The 23,285-nt window shown below is 50.8% G+C and carries 14 protein-coding genes and 4 tRNA genes; 15 read left to right on the top strand and 3 right to left on the bottom strand.

The window, feature by feature from the left end:
- Window positions 1-13 precede the first annotated feature (13 nt).
- The gene (locus DFR27_RS11985; RefSeq protein ID WP_121877716.1) at window positions 14-5,308 is read left to right on the top strand and encodes a VCBS domain-containing protein; all 5,295 of its coding nucleotides are present in this window, start codon (window positions 14-16) and stop codon (window positions 5,306-5,308) included.
- 68 nt (window positions 5,309-5,376) lie between these two features.
- On the opposite strand, the gene DFR27_RS11980 is transcribed toward DFR27_RS11985, so the two are convergent.
- The 3 genes from DFR27_RS11980 to DFR27_RS11970 are packed head-to-tail and all read right to left on the bottom strand — an operon-like array spanning window position 5,377 to window position 10,404.
- A complete protein-coding gene (locus tag DFR27_RS11980) occupies window positions 5,377-6,672 on the bottom strand; it encodes an HlyD family type I secretion periplasmic adaptor subunit (protein WP_121877715.1) in 1,296 nt (431 codons plus the stop codon).
- A complete protein-coding gene (locus DFR27_RS11975; RefSeq protein WP_121877714.1) occupies window positions 6,665-8,770 on the bottom strand; it encodes an ABC transporter transmembrane domain-containing protein in 2,106 nt (701 codons plus the stop codon). Before DFR27_RS11975 ends, DFR27_RS11980 begins: the two co-directional genes overlap by 8 nt.
- Window positions 8,767-10,404: an ABC transporter transmembrane domain-containing protein gene (locus tag DFR27_RS11970; protein WP_170150856.1), complete on the bottom strand. Its 1,638-nt coding sequence runs from the start codon at window positions 10,402-10,404 to the stop codon at window positions 8,767-8,769. The genes DFR27_RS11975 and DFR27_RS11970 overlap by 4 nt, the downstream gene beginning before the upstream one ends.
- Window positions 10,405-10,672: 268 nt before the next feature.
- Here DFR27_RS11970 and pdxR point away from each other — a divergent pair, with 268 nt between their 5' ends.
- The 14 genes from pdxR to DFR27_RS12780 all read left to right on the top strand — a co-directional run.
- Window positions 10,673-12,568: a MocR-like pyridoxine biosynthesis transcription factor PdxR gene (pdxR, locus tag DFR27_RS11965; RefSeq protein ID WP_121877712.1), complete on the top strand. Its 1,896-nt coding sequence runs from the start codon at window positions 10,673-10,675 to the stop codon at window positions 12,566-12,568.
- Window positions 12,569-12,630: 62 nt separating this feature from the next.
- Entirely contained in the window at window positions 12,631-13,491 is an 861-nt protein-coding gene (locus DFR27_RS11960) for a carbon-nitrogen hydrolase family protein (RefSeq protein WP_121877711.1), read from the top strand.
- A 134-nt stretch (window positions 13,492-13,625) separates the two neighbouring features.
- Entirely contained in the window at window positions 13,626-16,136 is a 2,511-nt protein-coding gene (locus DFR27_RS11955; RefSeq protein ID WP_121877710.1) for a TonB-dependent receptor, read from the top strand.
- Window positions 16,137-16,212: 76 nt separating this feature from the next.
- Entirely contained in the window at window positions 16,213-17,820 is a 1,608-nt protein-coding gene (locus DFR27_RS11950; protein ID WP_121877709.1) for a tetratricopeptide repeat-containing sulfotransferase family protein, read from the top strand.
- Window positions 17,821-17,895: 75 nt separating this feature from the next.
- Entirely contained in the window at window positions 17,896-19,077 is a 1,182-nt protein-coding gene (locus DFR27_RS11945) for an MFS transporter (protein WP_121877708.1), read from the top strand.
- An 18-nt stretch (window positions 19,078-19,095) separates the two neighbouring features.
- Window positions 19,096-20,475, top strand: coding sequence for an MBL fold metallo-hydrolase RNA specificity domain-containing protein (locus DFR27_RS11940; protein ID WP_121877707.1), 1,380 nt, complete (start codon window positions 19,096-19,098; stop codon window positions 20,473-20,475).
- A complete protein-coding gene (locus DFR27_RS11935; RefSeq protein WP_121877706.1) occupies window positions 20,465-21,397 on the top strand; it encodes a biotin--[acetyl-CoA-carboxylase] ligase in 933 nt (310 codons plus the stop codon). The genes DFR27_RS11940 and DFR27_RS11935 overlap by 11 nt, the downstream gene beginning before the upstream one ends.
- Entirely contained in the window at window positions 21,394-22,083 is a 690-nt protein-coding gene (locus tag DFR27_RS11930; RefSeq protein ID WP_121877705.1) for a type III pantothenate kinase, read from the top strand. Before DFR27_RS11935 ends, DFR27_RS11930 begins: the two co-directional genes overlap by 4 nt.
- A complete protein-coding gene (locus DFR27_RS11925; protein WP_121877704.1) occupies window positions 22,080-22,616 on the top strand; it encodes a hypothetical protein in 537 nt (178 codons plus the stop codon). Before DFR27_RS11930 ends, DFR27_RS11925 begins: the two co-directional genes overlap by 4 nt.
- A gap of 56 nt (window positions 22,617-22,672) precedes the next feature.
- Window positions 22,673-22,748 (top strand) — tRNA-Thr (locus tag DFR27_RS11920).
- A gap of 80 nt (window positions 22,749-22,828) precedes the next feature.
- Window positions 22,829-22,912: transfer RNA gene (locus tag DFR27_RS11915), tRNA-Tyr, on the top strand.
- 29 nt (window positions 22,913-22,941) lie between these two features.
- A tRNA-Gly gene (locus DFR27_RS11910) sits at window positions 22,942-23,015 on the top strand.
- 25 nt (window positions 23,016-23,040) lie between these two features.
- Window positions 23,041-23,116 (top strand) — tRNA-Thr (locus DFR27_RS11905).
- A gap of 67 nt (window positions 23,117-23,183) precedes the next feature.
- Window positions 23,184-23,285 (top strand): GTP-binding protein (locus tag DFR27_RS12780; RefSeq protein ID WP_036257037.1); only part of this gene is annotated, 102 nt, incomplete at its 3' end.

Here is a 23,285-nt window from a genome sequence, read left to right as displayed (position 1 = left end):
AACGTCTTTTGATATGTCGGTGCGAGTTGATGTTGAGGAAGGTGAGAGGCAACAAACCGGATTCTCTCAATCTAAAACCTACCAGTTTAACCACATCTCAGTTCCTGAGTTCAATACCGCTCCAACCGTTGCAGCATCTGCAGCTGCACCAGAGGGAACTTACAGCGCGGCGCCCATCACAATTACCGAAGCGCAATTGCTTGCAGGGGTAACTGATTCTGATGGAGATAAGCTCACTGTAGAGAACGTTAGCCTGGATCCTTCAAATGCAGGTACGCTTGTTACGAATTCGGATAATTCCGTTACGTTCACACCTGCGGGCACCTTTACCGGCTCGCCTCACATTAAATTTGATATTTCAGATGGTCGCACCAGCGTACCTTCTAGCACTGAGATCCGTGTGGTGGAGCCCGCAGCCATCACGCTTGAATCAATAGACAATGGTATTGAGATTGAGACGGTAGTATCGGGAGGCGGGCATTCAATCCATGGATTTAATCACCCAGGTCATGGTGCCAATCACCCACACTTTGGTGCGAACACTGAAGTGGAGGTCGCATCGGGTGACCTTGTATTAGGTGGCTCAGTTTATAGTATTGCTGACGGCACAGATATTACAATTCATGTGGTAGATCCAGCAAATGCTAAGAATAACCTAGACCTCACTGCCACCGTGACAGGTGGGAAATGGTCATTGACGATTCCACACAGTGAATTCGATAAGGTAACGGGCGACCATGAATTTAAATATTCAATGGAAGCTACTGATGTCTTAGGGCATAGCGTTACTGCAAGCACCGAACTGCTGAAAAGTGTTGTTAGTGCTGATGTCGATGAGGGTAAGAACATTTCGCTCGATCTCCTCGATGGCGTTACGGGTGAGTCAGTTTCGCAGGTTGAGTACTCACAGGATGGCAGCCATTGGAGTACCAATGTGCCAGATGGGTTTGTGCTCGGTAGTGACGGTCATACGCTCGAAGTCGATGCAACAAACCCCGCGTATAATTCGCTTGCTTTGGGTGAAAGCCAATCAATTTATGTTCAGTACAAAGTCGAGCAGTCGTCAACAGGCGATTCGTTTACTCAAAGGGCTACACTGGTAGTTCACGGGCAACCCGAGAAACCGGTCATTCAAGTATTGACCGACAGCGGCAAGCAGTTCGGACCGGCGATTTCCGGCAATCTGATCACGGGTGTCGGAACCCTAGAGGGCGCGTCGGCAGCAGCTACGGATGTTGACGCAGGGAGCACTTTAGCGCTTCACGATGTTCAGCTAAAGGATCCGTCGACAGGTAACTATGTAACTGTAACCCCCTCGCATCCTTACACGATTGCCGGCCAAGGGACATTAGCTATCGATACGGATGGCAGCTACACGTTTACTCCGCTACCAGGGGCGGCGACTCCCTTTACGACACCTACAATGACCTACCGAGTGGTTGATACAAGTCATTCATCGAGCTATGACGATCAATCGCAGAGCACCTTCACAATTGAAGTTGAGGCTGATCAATCTGCCACGATTACTACTTCAACGCTTCATTCTGCGAGTGGAGTACTAGTTGTTGGTATTGCCGAAGAGGATGGCGCTCCGGGTGATAGTGCTCGAATTCCTGTCGGTATCACAATCCTTGATCCAGATGCTGGAGAAACCGCGTTGGTGACAGGAATAAGTCAAGGGAGCGGAGCAACGGAGACAAGCGCGAGCGTTCAGCAGATTGCTGGCACTCAGCTCTACAGCTTACACACCAAATATGGCGACCTCCATCTTACCTCTGATGGTACCCAGAGCTACTTTATGTTCGACAATAAAGCAGCTCAAGAGATTGGGCCAGGGCAAACGGTGCGTGAAGTTTTTCATGTGCAGCTAACCTCATCCAACGGACAGATTGTTACCAAAGACGTGGAAGTGGACGTTGTTGGGAAGCTTGATGCACCAACGGTGAGTGTTAGCGCTCAACCCGGTGCTATTCATCAGGATATTGACCTTTCAAGTAATCCCGAACTTATCGAAGTGCTCCGTGGAGATAAGCCCGATACAACAGGCTTTAGTTATGATCCAGGTGATCACGTTGTGCTTGGCCTACCTGATCCGAGTAAGGCAGGTAATGTCGATATCACCAATGCGCTGCCAACCGGGATACACGCTTTTGACAAGAATGGTGATCCTCTCCAAGAATACAGGGTGAATGGAAAGCTTGTGGGCTTTGAAGCGAGTTGTCAGGATGTCATTGACGGGGTGTCATTCTCTATTCCTCCAAGTGTAACGGCGACTTCGATGAACCTTGCTGTCGCCGGTCTCAACACGATCACTAATCAAGGGATGAATGTTTCATTCATAGTACCAATTCAGCTCGGCAGTGGAACAGGCGAATTCAAACAGGATATTTCCCATAACATCGGCGCTATTCGGGCTGGTGATGAACTTGATATCAAGATCGAGCTCGACGCGGTTGATAAAGGTGTATCGGAATCGATGAGCGCGAAGTTGACGGGTGTGCCACACGGTGTTGTTCTTCATGACGATAGCGGCAACAGTATTCGCGTTAATTCACCTAATCAGCTGATTAGTTTAAAGGGCTGGGATTTAGATCACATTCACGCAACAGTCCCAGCGGGGCTACACAATAATGCGGTAGTTCAGCTTATTGCTACGGCCACCGCACCGGATGGCAGCGAAGAGAGTCATACCACAGTTGTGCCCATGGTGTTAAATCCGAACTCGCCGGGCGAGTTTTCGATGTCGAGCCCAAATAGTGTTACCGAGGGAGAGGTCGGCAAGTTTACGGTCAACTTCTTTGGACAGCTTGGTGCAGGCGAAACTGCTTCGGTGCTCGTGAAATCTCATTTAGATTTAACCGATATCGATCTAGCAAAGGTCCAATTGCCTCAAGGTGTAGAAATGGTGATGGATCCGCCGGGTAGTAATACGCCACAGTTGATAGGTGGTGATTACGTTTATCGCGTAACATTCAGCAGCGATGGAACACCCGGTCCGCACCTGCAGCAAGTGGCGATAGGTTTGCCGATTACGGTCGATTCGCTGGTTGAGCATGGTGAGATGATCACGGCTCAGATGATTAAAGATCCGGGTACTGACCCTAAGTACGCGGTTACCGATCTTGGTATTCATCGGATCGCCATTCAGGATAAAGGTGCCTCGGAGCTAATTGTTAAGCCAGAGCCGGGTACCGATCCGCATCTGTTCGGTGAGGTACCCACTGACATCAATGGTGATCAAATTACGTGGCACAGTACGCCACCGATTATTGGCAAATACGGCGTTTTGGTCTTCGAGCCTAATGGCCAATACTCTTTCATAGCGAACAGCCAATCCGAAGCAATTAAAAGCATGGGTGAAGGTGATGTTGGTCAGCAGAGCTTCACGGTTCATGGAAGTACTGATAGCGGCAAAGCTGTATCCCACAGTATCAACCTAAATATCTTAGGGTCAAATGAGGCGCCGACCATTTCGGGGGCTCTTGAGTTAGACAGGTTAGTGGGTGGCGGCACTACTGGCGGTAGGCGCGTCATTGTCCATGACCCTGACGGCGATACGTTTACGCTTTCTTTAAAGGGGCATAGTGGGAATACGATTGAAACCGAGTATTCAACCTTTACGCTGGGTAAGGATGGCACGTGGGAGTTACATCCCAAGAGCACATTTACGAAGGACTGCGTAACTGCAGACGGAGTAAGTCACAAAGCTGGCGACCCGATAACGGAAGTGATCGACGCTAACGGAGATGCCGTTGGTGTACTAAGGATGCACGTGACGGTAGTGGCGACTGACTCAAATGGTGCCAGCAGCGAAATGACAATAACACCGGTTATTGTTAGTCCAACTGGGGTTGGGCTCGAAGCCCGAGGGTACGGCAATGATGTCAAAATCGTTGATGGTTCGGACTACGACGCCAGCGGCACCATTGAGAAGGTCGAGGTAAGCGGGCAAGCGAGCCTGGATCATGCGACGTTTAGTCTTGATCAGCCCAAAGGAGCCTTTGGCGACTTCAGTATTGATTCGTCAACAGGTGACTGGAAGTATACACCCGATAAAACGAAGGTGAGTGAGCTCGGTGCCTCTGATCACGTGACGGATTCGGTCACTGTGTTGCTAGAAGACAGCAGCCATACGCCGCCCATACACTCAATATTTAAGTTGGCTGTGAACTTACAGGGCACAGACGACCTGCCTAAGATTACTGGCGCGCACATTGAACCAAGAGGCTCATCTTCAACGAGTGTCGAGGGAGCAATGCAGGTATTGGATCCGGATACGGATAGCTCGTTATTGAGTTGGGAAGTTGACCAGTCTCAAGGTACGCACGGGCATCTTATAATGGATAGTGAAGGGCACTGGCAGTACCACGCTACGGATGGTGACCCAGTGTGGCAGGCGGGGCAACCCGTTCACGAGCAATTCATTGTGACGGTGTTACAGCCCGATGGTAAGGGAGCAAACCGGCTCATGGAATTGGAGTTGAATCCGCAGGGGTCAGTAATTGACGCCAAAGCTTCAATGCACGATGCGCCATTGAACGTTTATACGGTAGATGCAACACAGTACCAAATCGAAATTGATAACAGCGGTACGACGGCAAAACCCGGCGAGGCAGCGGGGAGTCAGTTTTTAGCGGATAACGGCCGGGAAATGGCCGTCCAGCTACCTGATGGCTTTACGATGAGTGATGCACATTTAGTAGGTAAGTACTGGGTGCCGGATCACCAAGATGCGGCTAGCTTAAGTGACCTAACAGTAACCGCGCCGCCGGACTGGGCAGGTCAGCTTGAGGTTAACATTGTTCAGACAAAAGTGGTCCAGGGTAAGAGTACAGGAGCGCTAATTGGAAGATCCGAGCAAGAAATTACGGCTACCGCTAATGACCATCTTCTGGCTTCTCCGCCTCCGCCTCCGCCTCCGCCTGCGGAGGAAGAGGGTCAGGCTGTTCAGGCTGCAGAAGATCAATCGGTGGTCGATGTCAAGATCGATCTCGATGAACTTGTGGCTGTCACGGATAGCGGCCCAGTCGATCAGCATGACGGATCCCAAACCACCAGTTCTTATCTTGATCAGCTGGGTATCACCGCCGATGATGTGGCTACCCACAGCACACCTCAAGTGCCGTTAGACCCTGATCTGGATCAGGTGTTTGCGGAAGCTGATTCGGCCGTGCTCGATAGTGACGTCGGGGGTAGTGATGGTTTAGAGGCGGGTCATGATGGCTTAGTTGGTGCTGAAGATGACACGCATCACCAGCATCCATTAGATGTTAATGATCAATTCTCAGACGACTCAAGCTCAGTCTAATAATGGTTCAGGCGCTGTTAGTTCGCTAACAGCGCCTTGCTAGTTGACCAACCAGGCGTGAAGCTATGTTAACGTTCACCGAAGGCGCGGCTGACGTTAGTGTAAATAGGCTTCCAAAGGTACTGGAATACCGTTTTTTCACCCGTCGCAATATCCACTTCCCCAGTCATGCCAGGAAGGATCACGAAGCTTGATGGGTCATTACCGAAATAGGTTTGCTCGACTTCAATTTCCACCTCGTAATAAACTTGTCCTCGTTCATCTTGGCTAGTGGTGGGTGAAATTAAACTGACCTCGCCATTGAGCGCGCCGAAACGGCTGTAATCAAAGGCATCTACCTTGACACGAGCATGCTGTCCTACGCTGACAAAGCCGATGTCTCTTGGTGATAAGCGTGCTTTAAACTTCGCTTTTCCGTCAATCGGAACGATTTCAGCTATCGTACCGCCCGGAGCGATCACCGCTCCATTCAAGGTCGTTGGAATGGTCTGAACTAAACCGTGAAGCGGTGAACGGATCACTGTCTCGAACACTCGCTCTTCTCCTGATCTTACTCGAGCTCCCAGCGCGGCTAAATCCGTTGCTGCTTGGGAGCGCTGAGTGTTGTAGTTGAGCACCGCTTCGGACCACTGCTGATCAATTTGGGCATCAATAGTCGCAAGTCGCCTCTCTAGCACTTCCTGTTGACTTTGAGCCTGTTTGATCTGGTTGTCGACAGACGAGAGCTTCTCCTGCTGCTGCAATACTTGCAGTCGCGACACGTTACCCACGGTAGCGGCTTCGTTCATTATGTCGAGCTCCTGCTGAGTTGATGCCAGCTGGGCTTGGAGGCTCGGCAAAGACGTCTTTAATCCGTTTAACTCGGCTTCGGACTCAGCGCGTTGCGTGACTAGCGATCGCTTCTGGCTCTCGAAGGTTTGTTGCTCCGAGGCCATTTGGTTACGTTGCTGTACTACCAAGGCAGGATAACGTTGTTGAAAGTCTTCGAAGTTTGGATCTCGCTCTTCGATGAGCGCGCTGAGCCTTTCTACGGTCAAAGCGAGCGCCGCTTGTTGAGCGGTTAGTTCATCGAGCGCGGTATTCTCAAAGGTGGCATCAAATTCAACGAGGATGTCGCCTTCGCTAACCATCTGGCCTTCTCGTACATAGATCTGCGCAATTTTGCCGCCTGTGTCACTTTGAATAACCTGACGATCTCCTTCCGGAATAACCGACCCAGGTGCTTTGGCAATTTCGTCAACATCGGTGAAAATCGCCCAGATCGCAAACAGTGCGACACAAGAAAAGATCGTCCAAGTACTTGTAGCCAAAAGCTTTCTCGTCATCGAAGATTCGACGGTATCGCCGTAAATCGAGTTATTCATTGGGAGCCTCGCTTGTTTCATTATCTGGGGTTGGCGCTAAATTGGCTGCATCACTTTCTTCGGGTTCGTCTTCGGGAACTGGACCCGCATAGACGGCAGCGCCTTTGTCTAACACGATAACCTGATCGCTCATCTTGACGAGGTCATTGTCGTGGGTGGTAAACAAAATCGTTGCGTTTCCACGCCTCCGCGTCAGAAACTCCTCGAAGGCTTGACGCTCAGCGCTATTCAGGCTGGGAATGTCTAGCAGGTATAGGGGGAAATCATGCGCCAATAATTTAGTATGGGCCAGAATTCGGCCTTCGAAATCAATCATCCTGTCTGTTAGGCAATAGGGCGTGATGTCGCCCAACTGAGTCGCCAATCCATCAGGAAGCGAAGAATACCACTCGCCACCGCCTGATAAGGTGATAGCCTGTTCGATATGCTCGTCGGTCATTTCCCTACCATCGGAAACAAAGTCACGAATACTCGTCAGTAGCATTTGCGGTTGTTCGCCGCGATAACCCAACCAATGGCGATAAAGCTGAGGGTCATACTGGCTTAAGTTAACACCATTGATCTTAACGAAACCGTTCTGAGCAACAAGCAGGCCACCGATGGCCTCTAACAAACTGGATTTTCCTGACCCCATAGCACCGGTCACGGCCACCAACTGGCCGGCTTCGACGTTAGCGGATACTCCCGACAATGCAGGTCGAAGTTGGTTAGGAAAACGAATAGTTAACTGATCAAGCTCGATAGCGGGCGCCGCTTCTGGCAACGGCGCATGTTGGAAATTGTAACTGCCTTCTACTCGCTGTGCGATCAGCTGATTGATTTGCTGCTTCGCCTGTTTTGCTTGTGGGAAGCGAGCGGCGCTATTAGCAAGCATGTTAACAGGGCCTGTAACGCGGGAAATAAGCATCATGGTGGCAATAAGACCGCCAGGCGACATTAGTCCATCGAAGATTAATCCGACGCCCAGCGCGATGACCGCCAGGTTCGAGCCAATACTAAGAAAGTAGTACATGGAGGTAAACTTCGCTTGGAGCGTTGCCATGGCAAAGGAGTTACGTGCAGCAAGGGTATTGGCTTTTTTAAATCGCCGGATCCAATGCGGAATCACATTACTGCCTTTCATGAAATACAGTTTACCCGCGACTTCGTCGATTAAGGTTTGTCGACTCGCCCCGCCGACAGTGGTATGGCTACTCATTTTTGCCGATTGTTTTTGCGACTGTCTTGCTAAGAGGGCATATAGGGCAATGCTAATGATTGGAACGATGACTAGCCAACCGCCCAGAATGCCAATGGCGATTAGGAACATCAGTACGAAGGGTAGGTCAAGTAGAGCACCGCCCAAGGTGCCCTGAGCAAGACCTTTCAGCCTATCGCCAATAGAGGTTCTCGCGAGTAATGTTGAGTAAGGTGTCTGCTTCAGCAGTGTAGGTGATGAGCGAAAAAGCCTATTGAGTATACTTTCCGAAATCTCCCGACTTACTCGGTTGCTAATGGTTGTCAGTAGTTGAGAGCGAAGTATTCGCATTGAGAGCATCATTCCGAACAGTAGCAGCGCGCCAACGGCAATGCCCGGCAATTCGTGCGCTGCACCACCGCCAATGACATGGTCGTAGACGGCCATGGTAATGAAGGGAATCGAGAGTGCGAAGATATTAGCAATGAAGCCCAATATCATGAGCTTCGGGATAATAGGGCGATAGCGCTTGAGTCGGCCGTCTAACCAATCCGCATCGGGTTTCTCGCGCGGTGGATTGGTAATGACCAGGGCAATTGAATAGGCGCCTAATTCCTCGGGCGTAATTGGCGTGTATTGGCCGTCCAAGAGTACCTGTAGCTGCTGATTTTCGAGTTGATAGAGAACTCCTCCATCATCGCCAACAAGGACGCCAATTAGGCATTCTTGTTTCTGAAGTTGTCTACCAACACTGTGTACCTCATAGGGAATATCTAATCGATCTAAAAAAGTTAGCGTACTATCGAGAGACAGCGAGGCGTGTTCATCAAGCCAGCGGTCGCCAAAGTTTCGAATATTGGAATTGACTTCGAGTTCCTTGAGTAGCTGCGACATGAGCGGTTTAAATTCTGTAGTCTTCATACGCTCACCTCCAGTGCTTCAACCACATCAACGGTGTTGGTTTGTATTGCCTCGAACTCAGGGTGATCGGTTGCCATGATGATTACGGCGCCTTGGGATGCGAGATATTGAAGTACTTTTACGAATGCATCGATTGATGGTTTGTCGAGATATTTCTCAGGCGAATCGATCACAACAACACGGTTGGCGGCTGAAAGCTGCGCGGTAATGTTTACCAAGCGAATAGCCCCCAAACTCAAGGGCGAGCCTAATGTAGTCCCTACTTTGGTTTCAACACCTTCGGGAAGCTCTGAAATAATAGGGTCCAGTCGCAGTGCGCGGGCAAAAGCAAGCGCCTGCTCCGTCATATCTGAATTAAAGCCGCACAGATTGTCGAGTAACGAACCTGTGTACAGTTGCGGTCGCTGCGCAACGTAACTACATTTCTCTCGGAAACTTTGATAGTCGTAGTTTCTGAGAACGTCGTCATTCCAAATTAGATCGCCCTTCTGAAAGTAATTGATCCCCGAAATAATACCCAGTGCATGGCTACGGACAAAGGACGAGCTGTGGTTAATTCTGACGATATCTCCGGGTTTAAACGCGGCGTCGAGGATGTACGAGCGACTGTGTCGGCTAAATTCTACATCACGGATGCGCATCGCTTGGAGCGGCGACTCAATTCGCTTAGTCCCAGCGAAGTAATTGTGCGCCGAGAGCTCAGTAAGTTCGTTGACCGTTTTATCTGCTACTTCGAAGGAGTCAAAACGCATTCTTAAGCCTATTAGCGCGCTTAAGGGTTGAACGGCGCGGCCCGAAAGAATGGAACAAGCGGCTAATCCGCCAGTGGTCATTTCGCCATCGAGTACCACTAAGGCGCCAAAAAGTACAATGGCGACAGACGTTGCCATCGATGCAACCTGGATACTCTCCTGTGCCATCGCGCTATTTTGTTCGGCCTTCGACATCGCAATCCATTTCGATTGGTTGATGCGGCGGAAAGAGGCGAATACTTCTGACTCAGCGGCCTGCTTCTTCATACCTTCAAGGAGATTGAATATACGGATCAGAAAGCTTGCTCTCCCTCGCTCATTTTCAGCGGCCTCGAGAGAGTAGGACTTTGCTCTGACTGATGCAAACCAGACGAAGCTCCCCGCGATAAACCAAACGATAACCGGGATAAGTACCAAACTGCCGCCAACGTACCAGACTAGCGCTAAGAAAATAACCACAAACGGGAGGTCAATGAGGCCAGAAACCAAACCGCCAGAATAATAATCTTTGATGACAGACACCGACTTGAGCCCCTCATGAACGCCGCCCGCGCCTAACTGCCCCAGATCTTTACCGTTTGCCTTATTAAGCGATTGAATGACGGATTCATAGGTTCTTCTCTCGGTGTTCGAGGCGGACGCCGCCAGCAACCAAGTACGCACATAGCGGAGAAAAGCTTCAGTAGTTAGTGCGATGAAGGCTCCGCCTAACAGCAACGCCGCGGTGCCGTAACTTTGATTGGGAAGGATACGATCGTAAATTTGCAAAATAGTGAGAGGCAGTGCAAGCGACAGAATGTTGATTAGCAACGACGGCGCCAAGACTTGTTTGACGACTGCTTTTTTACTACCGATATTGCCTAAGCCCAATGAGTTCGACACTAGGTAAATCCTTTTGATAAATTAGTTATGCTCAACGACATACTGATAATTGGATCACATTCCCTTAGATTAGCCTATTCAGCGGTTATATCAACACTAAATTGATACGTCCACTAGTAGTTAGTCGGCGAAGCCAATTGCGCCATTTCATTGTTTCCATGAGCAAAGCTTGGTAGGGTAAATTTAATACAGTTATACGGGGGCTGGAGTTTTTTTGTTCGGTTGCGAATGAAGCTAACGCGCATAAAACGATAGTTAATACCACACAATGGAAACACCACTCATTTTCCTAGATCCAGACACCGAGCTAAATCTTCAGTCTCATATTCGGCAGAAGATGGTCGAAGCGATTGTGGGAGGAGTCTTTCCTGTTGGTAAGCGCTTACCATCTTCGCGAAAGCTCGCCGAACAGCTAGGTGTCGCTCGAAATACTGTGGTGTTAGTCTACGAACAATTGATTGATGAAGGCTATGTGGTATCGCGCGAGCGTTCAGGCATTTTCGTGAATGCGCAATTCCTGGAAGGTCGAGTTGGTTTTGACGGTGATTACGCTGCAATTAAAAGAGAATCAGCTAGCTGGCAGCGTTTTATTCGTCGTAAGGCAAGTGACAAGAAGCATTTCGAAGCCCCCCCCAACTGGCAGCGTTTTCCGTACCCCTTTTTAGACGGCCAGTTCGATCAATCGTTATTTCCAGCAAAGGAATGGCGTGAGGCCTCTCGGCAGGCCTTAACCATAGGTCAAATCAAGCAGTGGGCCAGTGAGAGTGGCGGTGCCGACGACCCCATGCTGGTGGATGAAATACGGACCAAAATTCTGCCGCGCCGCGGTATTCATGCCAATGCCGACGAAATCATGATTACCATTGGAGTGCAACAGGCGTTATATCTGCTGAGCGATTTGCTGGTTGACTCAACAACTAGTGTTGCCGTAGAAGAGCCGGGATATCCGGGTTTTCGCCGAGTGGTGGAGCACGCTGGTGGGCGAGTGATTCCAGTAGAGGTTGATGCCGAAGGGATGCAAGTCACACCGGCCGCCAAGCGCGCGGATGTTGTCATTACCACGCCTAGCCATCAAATCCCCATGGCGGTCACCATGAGTATGCCGCGTCGCCATGAATTGCTTGAGAGTGCTAACACCAACGATCAGGTCGTAGTGGAAGTCGATTTCGAGCTTGAGAGTAACTATCTGGGGCAGCCTCACCCATCTTTGCGAGGGCTGTCTGAACAGGATCGTGTGATCTATGTGTCAGGTCTTTCCAAGCTTCTAGCGCCAGGCTTACGCTTAGGATTTATTGTTGCACCCAAAGAGGTCATCAAGCCGCTAAGGCGGCTCTCGGCATTAATGGTGAAGCACCCACCGCTTAGCAATCAACGAACCGCGGCATTCTTTTTGTCGCTGGGTTACTACGATACCTTTATTACCCAAATTCATCGAGAATTCGAACGTCGGTGGATCGCCTTGCGTCGCGCTGTTAATTACTATTTGCTACCGTATGTGGATGTTGCGCCGGCTCAGGGTGGCACCGCACTATGGTTGGAGGTGGCAGAAGACGTTGATGTCAACTATCTCGCGCAAGCCGCGTCGGCGCGGGGTATTTTGATCGAGCCCATCGGTGACTACTTCAGCTCTTCAAACCATGGTGTTAACTACTTTCGTCTAGGGATTACTAGTATACCTGAGGGCAGTATTAAGGATGGCGTTGACCAACTCCGTGACGTGATCGAATCGCTGTCTGCGCAGCGGGTTGAAACGCTTAGTGAAGCCAAAGGGAATCATCTACGCGCAAAGGATATCTCTCAAACGCTTGAGGGTAAGACGATGTTGTGTCCTATAGCTTACGGAGATCCCTGTTCAATCGATGTGGGCCAGGGCGGTGCGCTATTGGGGCGCGCGGGGTACGCCAACGAGGACTGTGATTCGGGCCACTGGTGGGTGGAAGGTGACCTTTGGTGCCGGCGCTGGTCACGCTGGGCGTGGGGTGATGTAGGCCGTTATCACGTGGTCACGAGTGGTAGCGTCTTTAAGTTGTTCGACGAACAAGGCCGGCTGATTGATCAAGGCGTGCTGGTTGATACCCATGAGTTGTCTGAAACAACAGAAGACGAACGCCTGCAAGCAACCAACTGGACTAAAACGAAAAGTTTATCTGGCTCTAACGCCTAAGCTTCTTTCACGCTCTAATAGATGTTAATGCAACTCATGCCCAAATCTATTAGGTGACCTTTATGACTCAATTTGCAATCGCCGGACTTCAGCTCGAGCTTAGTGCCGGTGATAATCGCCATCAAATAAAAAAAGAAATTCAAAAGACAATGGCGATATTTCCCTGGGTGGAAATGGTTGTTCTGCCGGAATTAGCGAGCTTTGGGACCAATCCAGAGCTGGCAGAATCTCACCCCTCTGATACCGAAGCTTTTTATTCAGATATTGCCCGAGAGCTGTCTATTTGGCTCATACCTGGGTCCTTTTTTCAGCGCGAGGCAAATGGTTCGGTTTATAACGTGGCGCCAGTGATCAACCCTCAGGGCGAAGTGGTTGAGCGATACCAGAAGATCTACCCTTTTTACCCCTACGAAAAGGGTGTTTCGGCGGGGGCTAAGTTTGTGGTCTTCGATGTCCCGGAGGTTGGTCGCTTTGGAGTGAGTATTTGTTATGACCAATGGTATCCAGAGGTTACCCGAAACCTCACCTACCTGGGGGCGGAAGTTATCATCTGTCCAACTCTAACTGGCACCATTGATCGCGAAGTTGAGTTGTCGATCTCTCGTACCAATGCGGTGATTGGACAATGTTATTTCTTCAATATCAACGCCGCTGGCGAGATGGGCGTGGGTCAGTCGATTATCTGTGGACCCGATGGGTCGGTGATCCATCAGGCCAGTGTGGGCCGAGAGTTGATGCCTGTTGAGGTAGATCTGGCGCAGGTTCGCCGCGTTCGTGAGCGGGGCATGTTCGGCTTAGGTCAGGCCATAAAAAGCTTTCGTGATAACCCAGTCGTTTTCGATTGCTATCAACCCGATGCTGACAAGAAAGCAGCGTGGGGCGACCTGGGTGAGCTGGTGGTGCCAGAGCGAGTTCAGCGCTAACTGGACTCATAAATTGTTGCCAACTGGCACTACTGAAAGATTTGAAGGTTGGTTAGTTTAAAAATACAACATAGGGATATGGCGCTAGTTAGGGCCACTCACATATAAGAATTAAACTTGCGGAGTGTAGAACGATGATTGGTACTCGATTTCAAACAAACCAGTTAGCGGTGGCGATTGCTACGGCAACGGTACTCGGAGCCAGTGCGGTAGCAACGGCTCAGGAAGCAGGCGTTTTGGAGGAGGTGTTGGTGACTGCATCGGCTCGCTCCCAGGCGGTTGAAGATATACCCTACAACATCTCATCCATGAGCGGTGACCAGCTTGAGGCGCGAAATATTACTGACCAAGCTGAGTTGCTGCGGTCTATGTCAGGCGTTTCGGTGGTGGATCGTGGTTATCGTAATTCCGGTACGGTAAACAGCATTATCATTCGTGGCTTGAACGTTGATAACGGTCTGAATGGTGATATCTCACTGAATGCGGTGCCAACCGTTTCTACCTACGTAAACAACACGCCGCTGTACGCAAACTTCGTACTCAAGGACATTGAGCGCGTTGAGGTGCTTCGTGGCCCCCAGGGCACGCTTTACGGTTCCGGCGCATTGGGCGGCACGGTTCGTTATATTACCAACAAGCCAAGTGCTGAGGGCTTTGAGGCAAAGATCTCTGGCGACTTCAGTGTAACCGATGGCTCAGAAGGGAATAATCAAAACCTGGATGCCATGGTCAATATCCCGCTAGGTGATTCGCTTGCGCTTCGAGCCAGTGTAGGTCGTATTGAAAACGATGGTGTCATTGATTACGTCAATGCCTACCAGACGAACTCTTATGGTGAACCATTAGTAGATACAGGCAGCGGTTGTGAAGACCCAAGAACAGCCTCCGATGCTGATGTAGTTAATAACGGCGCCTGTTATGAAGAGGTTGAAGATGCCGATTGGGTGTCTATCGATTATGCCAAGATCGCTGTGAAATGGGACTTGAACGACGCGTTCAGTGCCACCCTGAGCTATCAAACACAGAGTGATGAGACGGGCGCGCGTCGCGCGATAACGCTAGGCAACAACAATCAGCCAGCGAGCTCGCCGCTCTATTTCGAGTACGGCGAATATGATTCAGGTCAAGTTCTGCTCGAACCAAGTGAGCGCGATGTAGAGTTGACCGCGCTAGACCTTGAGTGGGACTTAGGCTTCGCAACCTTAACTTCGAACACCTCAAACTACGACCACACTGGCCGTGGTGATAGCGATAACGGCGGTCTTTGGGTCTCCGGTGGGCAATTCGACCCAAGCGCAAGCCGCGACTGGATTGACAGCTTTGGCTATAGCGGCTGGCCTCGTCCAGCACAGCGCGCAGAACGTGGTTATGATGATTCGGCGTTAGTTCAAGAGTTCCGCCTAGTCTCCAACGATAGCGAGAGTGCTATTGACTGGTTGGTTGGTGCCTTTTACATGGATCAAGATCAGCATGTGTTCCAAAACAGCTGGAACCCAGGTATGAACGAATTCCAGCAGTCCTGTGCTGCAACATCCGATCCCGCCTGCGCGGGCTTCTGGCCACATGTGTGGTACACCGGTCAAACGCTTACAGAGCGTGACTTGGAGTACTCTCGTGATGTGTCCTTTAAGGAAACGGCCATTTACGGTGAGGTGACCTATAACTTTAGCGAGCGCTTCCGTGTTACAGGTGGCTTCCGTTGGTTTGACAACGAGAGCATCAACGATACCATTTTGGGCTACCCGTTAGTGGAAGGTTGGACTTCACCTCAGGTGCCGCAATCAACGGACAGTGATTCCGATGTGCTGCTTAAGTTGAATGCGAGTTATGACATCTCAGATGGCATGATGGTCTACGGTACTGTTTCGGAAGGTTATCGTCGCGGTGGTGCTAACGCGGTCCCAAGCTTAGCCAATGGCGATAATTTTGGTGAGCCAAACGCCGAGGCGATCCGCAGCTACGACAAAGACAGCGTGATCAACTATGAGGCCGGTCTTAAGGGTCGAACCGATACGATGTCGTATACGGTGTCTGCTTTTTACGTAGATTGGGATCAACCACAGCTTAATACCACAACGGCTTGGTACGGTTTCTATGTTGCAATGAACGGCGAGGCTGCTAGTACTACTGGTATCGAAGCTGAAGTTGAAGGTTACCTGACCGACACCATGCGTTATCACATTGGCTACACCTACGTGCAAGCGGAACTAGACGAAGACTTCAATAGTACCCAGACCGGAGCGCTCGTAGCGCCGGCGGGTTCGGTGCTGCCAAGTTCGCCAGATAGCGTGGTATCGCTAAGTCTTGAGGACAGCTGGGCGCTTTCGCCAGGTCTTGATCTCGTGGCACGCGTCAATGCCTATGGCCAAAGTGAGTCGGAGAACTTTATCAATGCCGACAGTGCATTAAATCAAACTCACGATAGCTTCTTTCTGTTAGGTGCCTCTGCGAGCTTAGTTTCAGATAGCTGGACCGTAACACTTTATGGTAAGAACCTTAGTAATGAGCAAGGCGTGACGGGTGCGTTCCCTGAAGCGCACTGGAGCTACGATACCGGGGTATTCGAAAATTGGTATGGTAACGGTAATCGTCAGTTTATTACTCAGCCTAGAACGCTAGGTGTGTCAGCTAACTACTCGTTCTAGCTTCCACCCCCAATGGAATCTGGCTAAACTTAAGCCTCGGCCAACACCGAGGCTTTTTTTTTCCGGGAGAGGTGTAATGGATAACTTGGTAAAGAACCCCACGACCGATGCCTCGTTGCTAGAAGCTTCGCTGTGGGAGGCCTTCGATGCAGGTGATATTGCCTTGGCACTTCGTCACGCAAAGCAGCTTAGCGGTGACTATCCTCAGTATGCTTCGGGTTGGTACTCGGTCAGTCAGCTTGCTTATCAGCTAAAGAATTTCAAGCTTGCCACTCAGGCTATTGAGAATGCCTTAAAACTGGTGCCTCACTCGTCTGTCTATCAGTTGCAATTGGCGAATCTTCAGGGCGCTTCTGGCGCCATCGCCTCCTTACGAAACACGCTTGAGCATTTAGATCTCACGACCTTAGTCACGCGCTACCAATTAGAGACGGCGGCGCGGCTTATGGTGGTTATTGATGATCACCGACGGGCGCTCATGCTCTACGAGCAGGTGATTGATCGCGGCGAAGCCGATGCCCAATCGTACTTTAATGTTGCAACGGTGTGTCGTTTTTTGGGGTTATTAGACCGCGCCAGCGAGATGCTTTCGCGTTGTTTGCGCGAAGATCCGAAGCACACGGCGGCAAGGCTTCTTGATGCGGGCTTGCGAAAAAAGACGACGGATGACAACCAAGTGGCAGCCTTAACGGCCCTCACGGGTGACTACGAGGTGACGCCTCGGGCTAGGGTTGAGGCGGGTTTCGCGCTGGCCAAGGAGCTTGAGGATCTAGGTGACTATAAGGCCTCCTTTAGCTATCTCAGCCTCGCCGCAACACTGCGCCGTCAGCATATTAACTACAATCTTAGCAATGATTTAGCAACCATCGCTGAGCTAGCGTCAACACCAGTACAAGTGCCGAAGGCAATGCAAGAGGAGCGCTGGAATGGCGAGGGTGCCATTTTTGTGCTCGGTTTGCCGCGTTCGGGCACCACGCTTGTTGATCGCATCCTTTCAATGCATTCCGACGTTGAATCAATAGGTGAACCCAATGCGTTGCCTATGAGCCTAAACCGCTTACTGGTCGAGCAGCATGCGGGTAGAAAGATCGACCGTTGTCGTGCCGTGCAGCTGGCGAGCGAGTTGCCCGGTAACGCCGTTGCAAGTCGCTACTTATCAATGATCCAACCGCTACTTAAGGGGCAAAAGTGCTTCATTGATAAACTGCCGCTCAATTACCTCAACGTTGGCCTCATTGCGAGTGCGATGCCAAGCGCGAAGATTGTCCTGCTGGAGCGCGCACCCCTTGATGTAATTTATGCTATCTATAAAACGTTATTCGAAGATGTCTATCCGTTCTCGTATGATTTAGTGGAGCTTACACGCTATTACATCGCCTATCGCGCGCTTGTGGCGCACTGGCTGAAGGAAATGCCTGAGCGAATTCACCGTGTTTCCTACGAGTCCTTAGTGAGCAATCCTACTGCAACCATCGAACCGCTAACCGCGTTTTGTGGGCTTGAGTTTGAAGCGGCAATGGTGCATCCCGAGCATAATGAGGCGGCTTCTACCACGGCCAGTGCAACCCAAGTTCGTCAGCCTATTCATCGGGGGTCGATTGAGCGCTGGCGCTGTTATGAGAAGGAGTTGGAGCCAGTCATTCAAATGCTCCGGAACGAGGGAATCGATCCGTATCACTATTGAGGTAATGCTAAGCCGCGAACGAAAGCCTGAAAGTAGAAATTCACAATAATAATTCATACCAAGGAAGCCGTCTGTATGAGTACTACCAGTCAACCCGTCCAGGGAAGTAAACTGCCAAAACTGGCGCGTAATGGCGAGTTAGCGCGAGTGGCACTCGCCTTTCTTGCTACCGCAGGTTTGTTCTATGTCAACATCATGCCAGCCCTCGTTGATGGGCTTATTGATGGTTTGGGTTTTAGCAATCAAGATGCCGGCTTTGTGGGTTCAGCCAACGTTTACGGCGCCGCCGTAGGTGCGTTTGGGGTGGTGTTTTTGATTAAAAGATTAAATTGGCGACTCACAGCTTATGGGCTCCTCGGTGCGCTCATCGTGATGGACCTATTGTCAATGTTGGTTAAGACCCCTCATTTAATGATGGCCACGCGCTTTATTCACGGTGTAGTGGGCGGTGCTTTGGTTGGCATTGGTTTCGCGGTAATCGCGCGCACCACTAATGCAGATCGAACTTTTGGTTATCTCCTCTCGGTACAGTTTGGTTTGGGTGGGGTGGGATTGATGTATTTACCGCCACTCGTGCCAGAATACGGTACCACCGCGCTATTCATTGCGCTGATTGCCTTTTCATTGGTAACGCTATTGATGGTGCCGTTTTTGGATGACTATCACCCTGAAGAATCGGTGAAAACACCGCTTGAGGGTAAGTCCAAGTTGAGTAAACCGCTACTATTGGCGCTACTGGCCACCTTCTTCTTTCAGGCGGCCAACATGGCGGTCTACGCCTATATCATCGGCTTAGGTCGTAGTGTCGGCCTAGATATTGACAGCATTAGCACCACACTTGGTCAGGCTGCGTGGTTAGGCATTCTTGGCTCAGGTTTGGTGATTATTCTGTCTACCAAGTTTGGCCGGCTGTTTCCGCTAGCGGCGGGCATTCTCTTGACGGCTGCCGGTACCTGGGCGTTTCACTTCAGTGAGCTACCCTGGGTGTATTGGGTGGCTAACGTGGCGGTAGGTATCACCTGGGCGTTTGTAATCTCCTACTTACTTGGGCTTTGTGCTGAGTTCGACACCACCGGTCAGATGGCCGCGCTCGGCGGCTTTGCTTCCAAAATGGGACTGGCTTCGGGACCCATGGCGGCAGCCCTAGTTGTGGGTGATGGTGACTATGCGACCATGTTGAACGCGGGAGTGCTGTCATTGCTGCTTTGCTTGGCGCTGGTGGCAGTTCCTGCTCGCTTGCTCGACAAACGCAGCTAGACCGCGCACAATCGAGAAATGAAGATTATCCATCATGGCGCCGCGAAGGGCGTCACTGGGTCTTGTCATCAGCTCGAAACCCCTTGGGGTAGTGTGCTTATCGATTGCGGCCTGTTTCAGGGTCAGGATAAAAAATACCAACCCAGATCTGGTTTCGGTTTTAGCCCCAAAGACATTTCGTTAATGGTACTCACTCACGTGCATATCGATCACGTGGGTCGCCTACCAGAACTCGTCGCCAGCGGCTTTGACGGCCCTATCTACTGCACGCATGCTACCGCAGCGCTCCTTCCCGAAGTAATTGATGATGCACTTCGTGTGGGTATTAAGCTTGGTTATGCGTCTCGCGAGTCTTTGCTGGAAAAGATCGAAGCTCAGGTGGTGGCTGTGGACTACGGGCAGGAGTGCAGTCCCGCTGAGTTAGCAAATAATGTTTCCATTGTATTTAGAGTAGCAGGGCATATTCTCGGTTCGGCCTTTGTGGAGGTTCGAACAGCGCAGTCATCGGTGTTGTTCTCGGGTGATTTAGGCGCTAAGAATACGCCGCTTCTGCCCGATGTAGCTATGCCGGGCCACTGTGACGTAATGGTAGTTGAGAGCACCTACGGCGGACGCAACCATGAAGATCGTAGCAACCGCATTGAGCGATTGAAGCGAGCGGTGGATCGCAGTCTGCAGAACAAGGGCACCACCATTATTCCAGCGTTTAGTATTGGGCGTACTCAGGAGTTGCTCTATGAATTCGAGCAAATATTTGCCCAGAGAGACCCCAGTTGGAAGCGATTGCCTATCATTGTTGACTCGCCTTTGGCCGTTCGATTCACCAAGATATACGAGCAGTTTAAAGTACTTTGGGATAGTGAGGCTAAGCATATAACCCGTAATCAGCGCCATCCCTTAAGTTTTCATAACCTTGTCTGTATCAACGAGATCAAGGATCATGTGCAGATTCTCAATCGGCTAAAGCAGCGTGAGGAAAGTGCCATTGTGATTGCCGCGGGTGGAATGTGTGAAGGCGGACGGGTCATCGATTTTCTGCGCGAATTACTGCCGTTGGAATCCACCGATGTTCTGTTCGTAGGCTACCAAGCAGAGGGAACCTTGGGGCGCGCGATACTTAGTGGTCAATCGCCGGTGACCATTGACGAGGAGTCAGTGGAGGTCAGTGCGCAGGTCAGCGCGCTAGGTGGCTATTCTGCTCATGCGGATGAAGATGGCTTGATGGAATTCGTCTTGTCTATGGAGCCGCCACCACGGCACGTCCGTATCATTCATGGTGAGCCTCAAGCGCAGGGCGATTTTGCAAGACGAATTCGTCGCGAGCTACCAAATGTTGAGGTAAGCTTGGCAGCACAGCAACATGAATTAGAAATAGGTACACCAGCCAATGGCAGTTGATAGTTATGCACTACTACAGGAATTGCAGCGTAATGGCGCCCGGAGCGGTGAAGCGCTTGGCGAGCATTTTGGCGTAAGCAGAGCGGCTATTTCGAAGCGACTGAAGTCACTGGATGAGGTGGTAGAGAGTTTTCCTTCGCGTGGCTACGTAATCCGACCAAAACGGCAGTTTGTAAGTGATGAGGCGCTGGTGGCGCTGCGCTCACAGCTAGCAAATTGGACCATCAGCTCGCAGCTTGAAATACCCTCTACCAATAGCGCGTTGATTGAAGAAGCGCGCGCTGGTGACGTGCAGCCCAAACTTCTTTTAGCCGAATTACAGACAGCTGGACGCGGTCGCCGAGGGCGAAGTTGGCAACAACCAATGGGCACGGGCCTATCTTTTAGTTGCCGTTGGCAGTTTGAAGAGGGTTTCAGCGTTCTGGCGGGATTGAGTTTGGCGGTAGGGGTTTGGGCGTCTGAAGTGCTAGCGAAACTCGGTTATGATACCCAGCTTAAATGGCCGAATGACATTTATTACCAAGGCGCCAAGCTTGGCGGTGTCCTCGTTGAGGTTGAAGGTGACGTGGATGGGCCAGTGACGGTGGTGGTGGGAATTGGGATTAACCTAACCATGACGCCACCCATTGATGCGCCCGTTGCCTGTCTTGAAACCACACGTAAAGACGAGCTATTTGTGGCCTTAGCACAAGGTATTATGCGGGGGCTTAGTGGCTATAGTCAGCACGGGTTTGGCACGCTGAGGGAGCCCTGGTTGGCTCGAGCGTTGTGGCGAGGGCAGTTGGTGAGCTTGGCCTCCGTTAGTGAAAAGATCGAAGGTAGGATGGTAGATATCGCGGAAGACGGTGCCTTAGTGCTAGAGGTGGATGGCGTGCGTAGGAAGTACAGCGGCGGCGAAGTGAGCTTGAGGGCGGTACCGTGACGTTGTATTTGGACATCGGTAACACTTGGATTAAGTATCAGCTTGAGCGGCCGGGCTTAGCTCCTCAGCAGGGTCGGGTGGAAAGTCTCAATGACATTGATGAACCAGTAGACAAACTGGTGTTCGCTTCAGTACGCACAAAGCAAGCTACCAGAGCACTGCTCTCTTGTTTCCTAGCGCGAGGCGTACCCTGTTACGAAGCTTACGTTTCGTCCAGTGCCGAGCTCAGCTGTGACTATGATACGCCCGCAACCTTAGGCATAGATCGTTGGTTGGCTGCCTTAGCCGCCCAGCAGCGCTTTGGTGATTGTATCGTGGCAGATGCGGGGACGGCACTTACGGTAGATTGGGTTAGTGGCGGCCGATATCGCGGCGGTGTGATTGTTCAAGGCCTACAACAGAGCGTAAACAACCTGTTGTCGGGCACCCATCTAGTGGGCGAAGTGAGCTTTGATAGCTTGCCCTGTGTGCCTACAAATACGGCTCATGCGGTGGGTTTGGGTGCTATGGCTCAAGCTGAGGGGTTGATAGACGGTCTAAGGGTGCGTTGGCAGACCGATGCACCGCTGGTGTTAACGGGTGGCGATGCGCCTAACTTAATACGGTTTATGGATGGCAGGGCGGAGTATTGCCCAAACTTAGTGATAGAGGGGCTGAAGAAAGCGTCGTTAAGGGAAGTTAAATGAAGGCAGTGGCGGCAATTTTAATAATTCTAAATCTCGGTTTGGCCTATTGGCTATGGTCTGGCAAGGCAGTCAATCCCCAGGCTAACGTAGCTGCGTCTAGCTCTGGAGTGGCAGGTAGCTGCTATAGCGTTAATGTTTATGACGAGGAAGTATTGGATTCCTTGCGTACGGCAATTCGAAAGTTACAGGGCAGCCTAGTAACCGAGGAATTCTCCCAGTGGGTGGATGGCGATAAGTGGTGGGTGGTAAGCGCTGAGAATCCCGAGCAAAGCCTTGATGGCTATCGCGCAATGGTTAATGGCGCCTTTGAGATAGCCGACGGACCAAAAGCGGGTAGATATTCGTTAGGAATCTTTAGCTCTGAATCAAATGCCAACGCTTTACGGCGTGAATTAGGTGAAGAAAATTTAAATTCTGAATTGTTGCTTTATCAGCTAAGAAAGCCCGCATGGCGCGCCGTTATTAGAGTGGAGCAGGCTGAGGGGCTAATAAATCGCTATCAGCTTGAATTTATTGAAAAAAAATCCTGTTGAGGGGTTGTCACGGGGCGTTCATTTAACTAATATACGCCCCGCTGAAAGGCAGTAGAGCTGGTGTAGCTCAGTTGGTAGAGCAACTGACTTGTAATCAGTAGGTCGTAGGTTCAACTCCTATCACCAGCTCCATTTTATAAGTTAAATATTTGATTTTAATCAAAATAATCGTTTGACTTATGGCCTGGTGTCGCTATTATGCACACCGCCCTGCAGGGGTTCCCGAGTGGCCAAAGGGATCAGACTGTAAATCTGACGCGCAAGCTTCGGTGGTTCGAATCCACCCCCCTGCACCATTTTTAAAGTTACCTTATTTGGGTATTAAGCGGGCATGGTACAATGGTAGAACCTCAGCCTTCCAAGCTGATGATGCGGGTTCGATTCCCGCTGCCCGCTCCAAGAATTTTTCAAATTTTGGGTTAATGCTCTTATAGCTCAGTTGGTAGAGCGCGTCCTTGGTAAGGACGAGGTCAGCGGTTCAAATCCGCTTAAGAGCTCCAATTATCTGTGGGAGGCTTGTAAAGCCTCCTGTTCGTGTTTAAATCACCCTGGTGAGGAATTGGTCAGATGGCTAAAGAAAAATTTGAACGTTCCAAGCCCCACGTAAACGTGGGCACAATCGGTCACGTTGACCATGGTAAAACAACTCTAACTGCAGCACTTACTCGC

Origin of the sequence: Umboniibacter marinipuniceus, assembly GCF_003688415.1 — a bacterium.
GTDB classification, from domain to species: Bacteria; Pseudomonadota; Gammaproteobacteria; order Pseudomonadales; family DSM-25080; genus Umboniibacter; species Umboniibacter marinipuniceus.
Note: the sequence above shows the minus strand (reverse complement) of the source record. Positions and strands in the feature narration are given on the sequence as shown.

Coding starts and splice junctions, on each gene's coding strand:
- DFR27_RS11985 (WP_121877716.1), top strand. CDS start 14: ATGTCGGTGCGAGTTGATGTTGAGGAAGGTGAGAGGCAACAAACCGGA.
- DFR27_RS11980 (WP_121877715.1), bottom strand. CDS start 6,672: ATGAATAACTCGATTTACGGCGATACCGTCGAATCTTCGATGACGAGA.
- DFR27_RS11975 (WP_121877714.1), bottom strand. CDS start 8,770: ATGAAGACTACAGAATTTAAACCGCTCATGTCGCAGCTACTCAAGGAA.
- pdxR (WP_121877712.1), top strand. CDS start 10,673: ATGGAAACACCACTCATTTTCCTAGATCCAGACACCGAGCTAAATCTT.
- DFR27_RS11960 (WP_121877711.1), top strand. CDS start 12,631: ATGACTCAATTTGCAATCGCCGGACTTCAGCTCGAGCTTAGTGCCGGT.
- DFR27_RS11955 (WP_121877710.1), top strand. CDS start 13,626: ATGATTGGTACTCGATTTCAAACAAACCAGTTAGCGGTGGCGATTGCT.
- DFR27_RS11950 (WP_121877709.1), top strand. CDS start 16,213: ATGGATAACTTGGTAAAGAACCCCACGACCGATGCCTCGTTGCTAGAA.
- DFR27_RS11945 (WP_121877708.1), top strand. CDS start 17,896: ATGAGTACTACCAGTCAACCCGTCCAGGGAAGTAAACTGCCAAAACTG.
- DFR27_RS11940 (WP_121877707.1), top strand. CDS start 19,096: ATGAAGATTATCCATCATGGCGCCGCGAAGGGCGTCACTGGGTCTTGT.
- DFR27_RS11935 (WP_121877706.1), top strand. CDS start 20,465: ATGGCAGTTGATAGTTATGCACTACTACAGGAATTGCAGCGTAATGGC.
- DFR27_RS11925 (WP_121877704.1), top strand. CDS start 22,080: ATGAAGGCAGTGGCGGCAATTTTAATAATTCTAAATCTCGGTTTGGCC.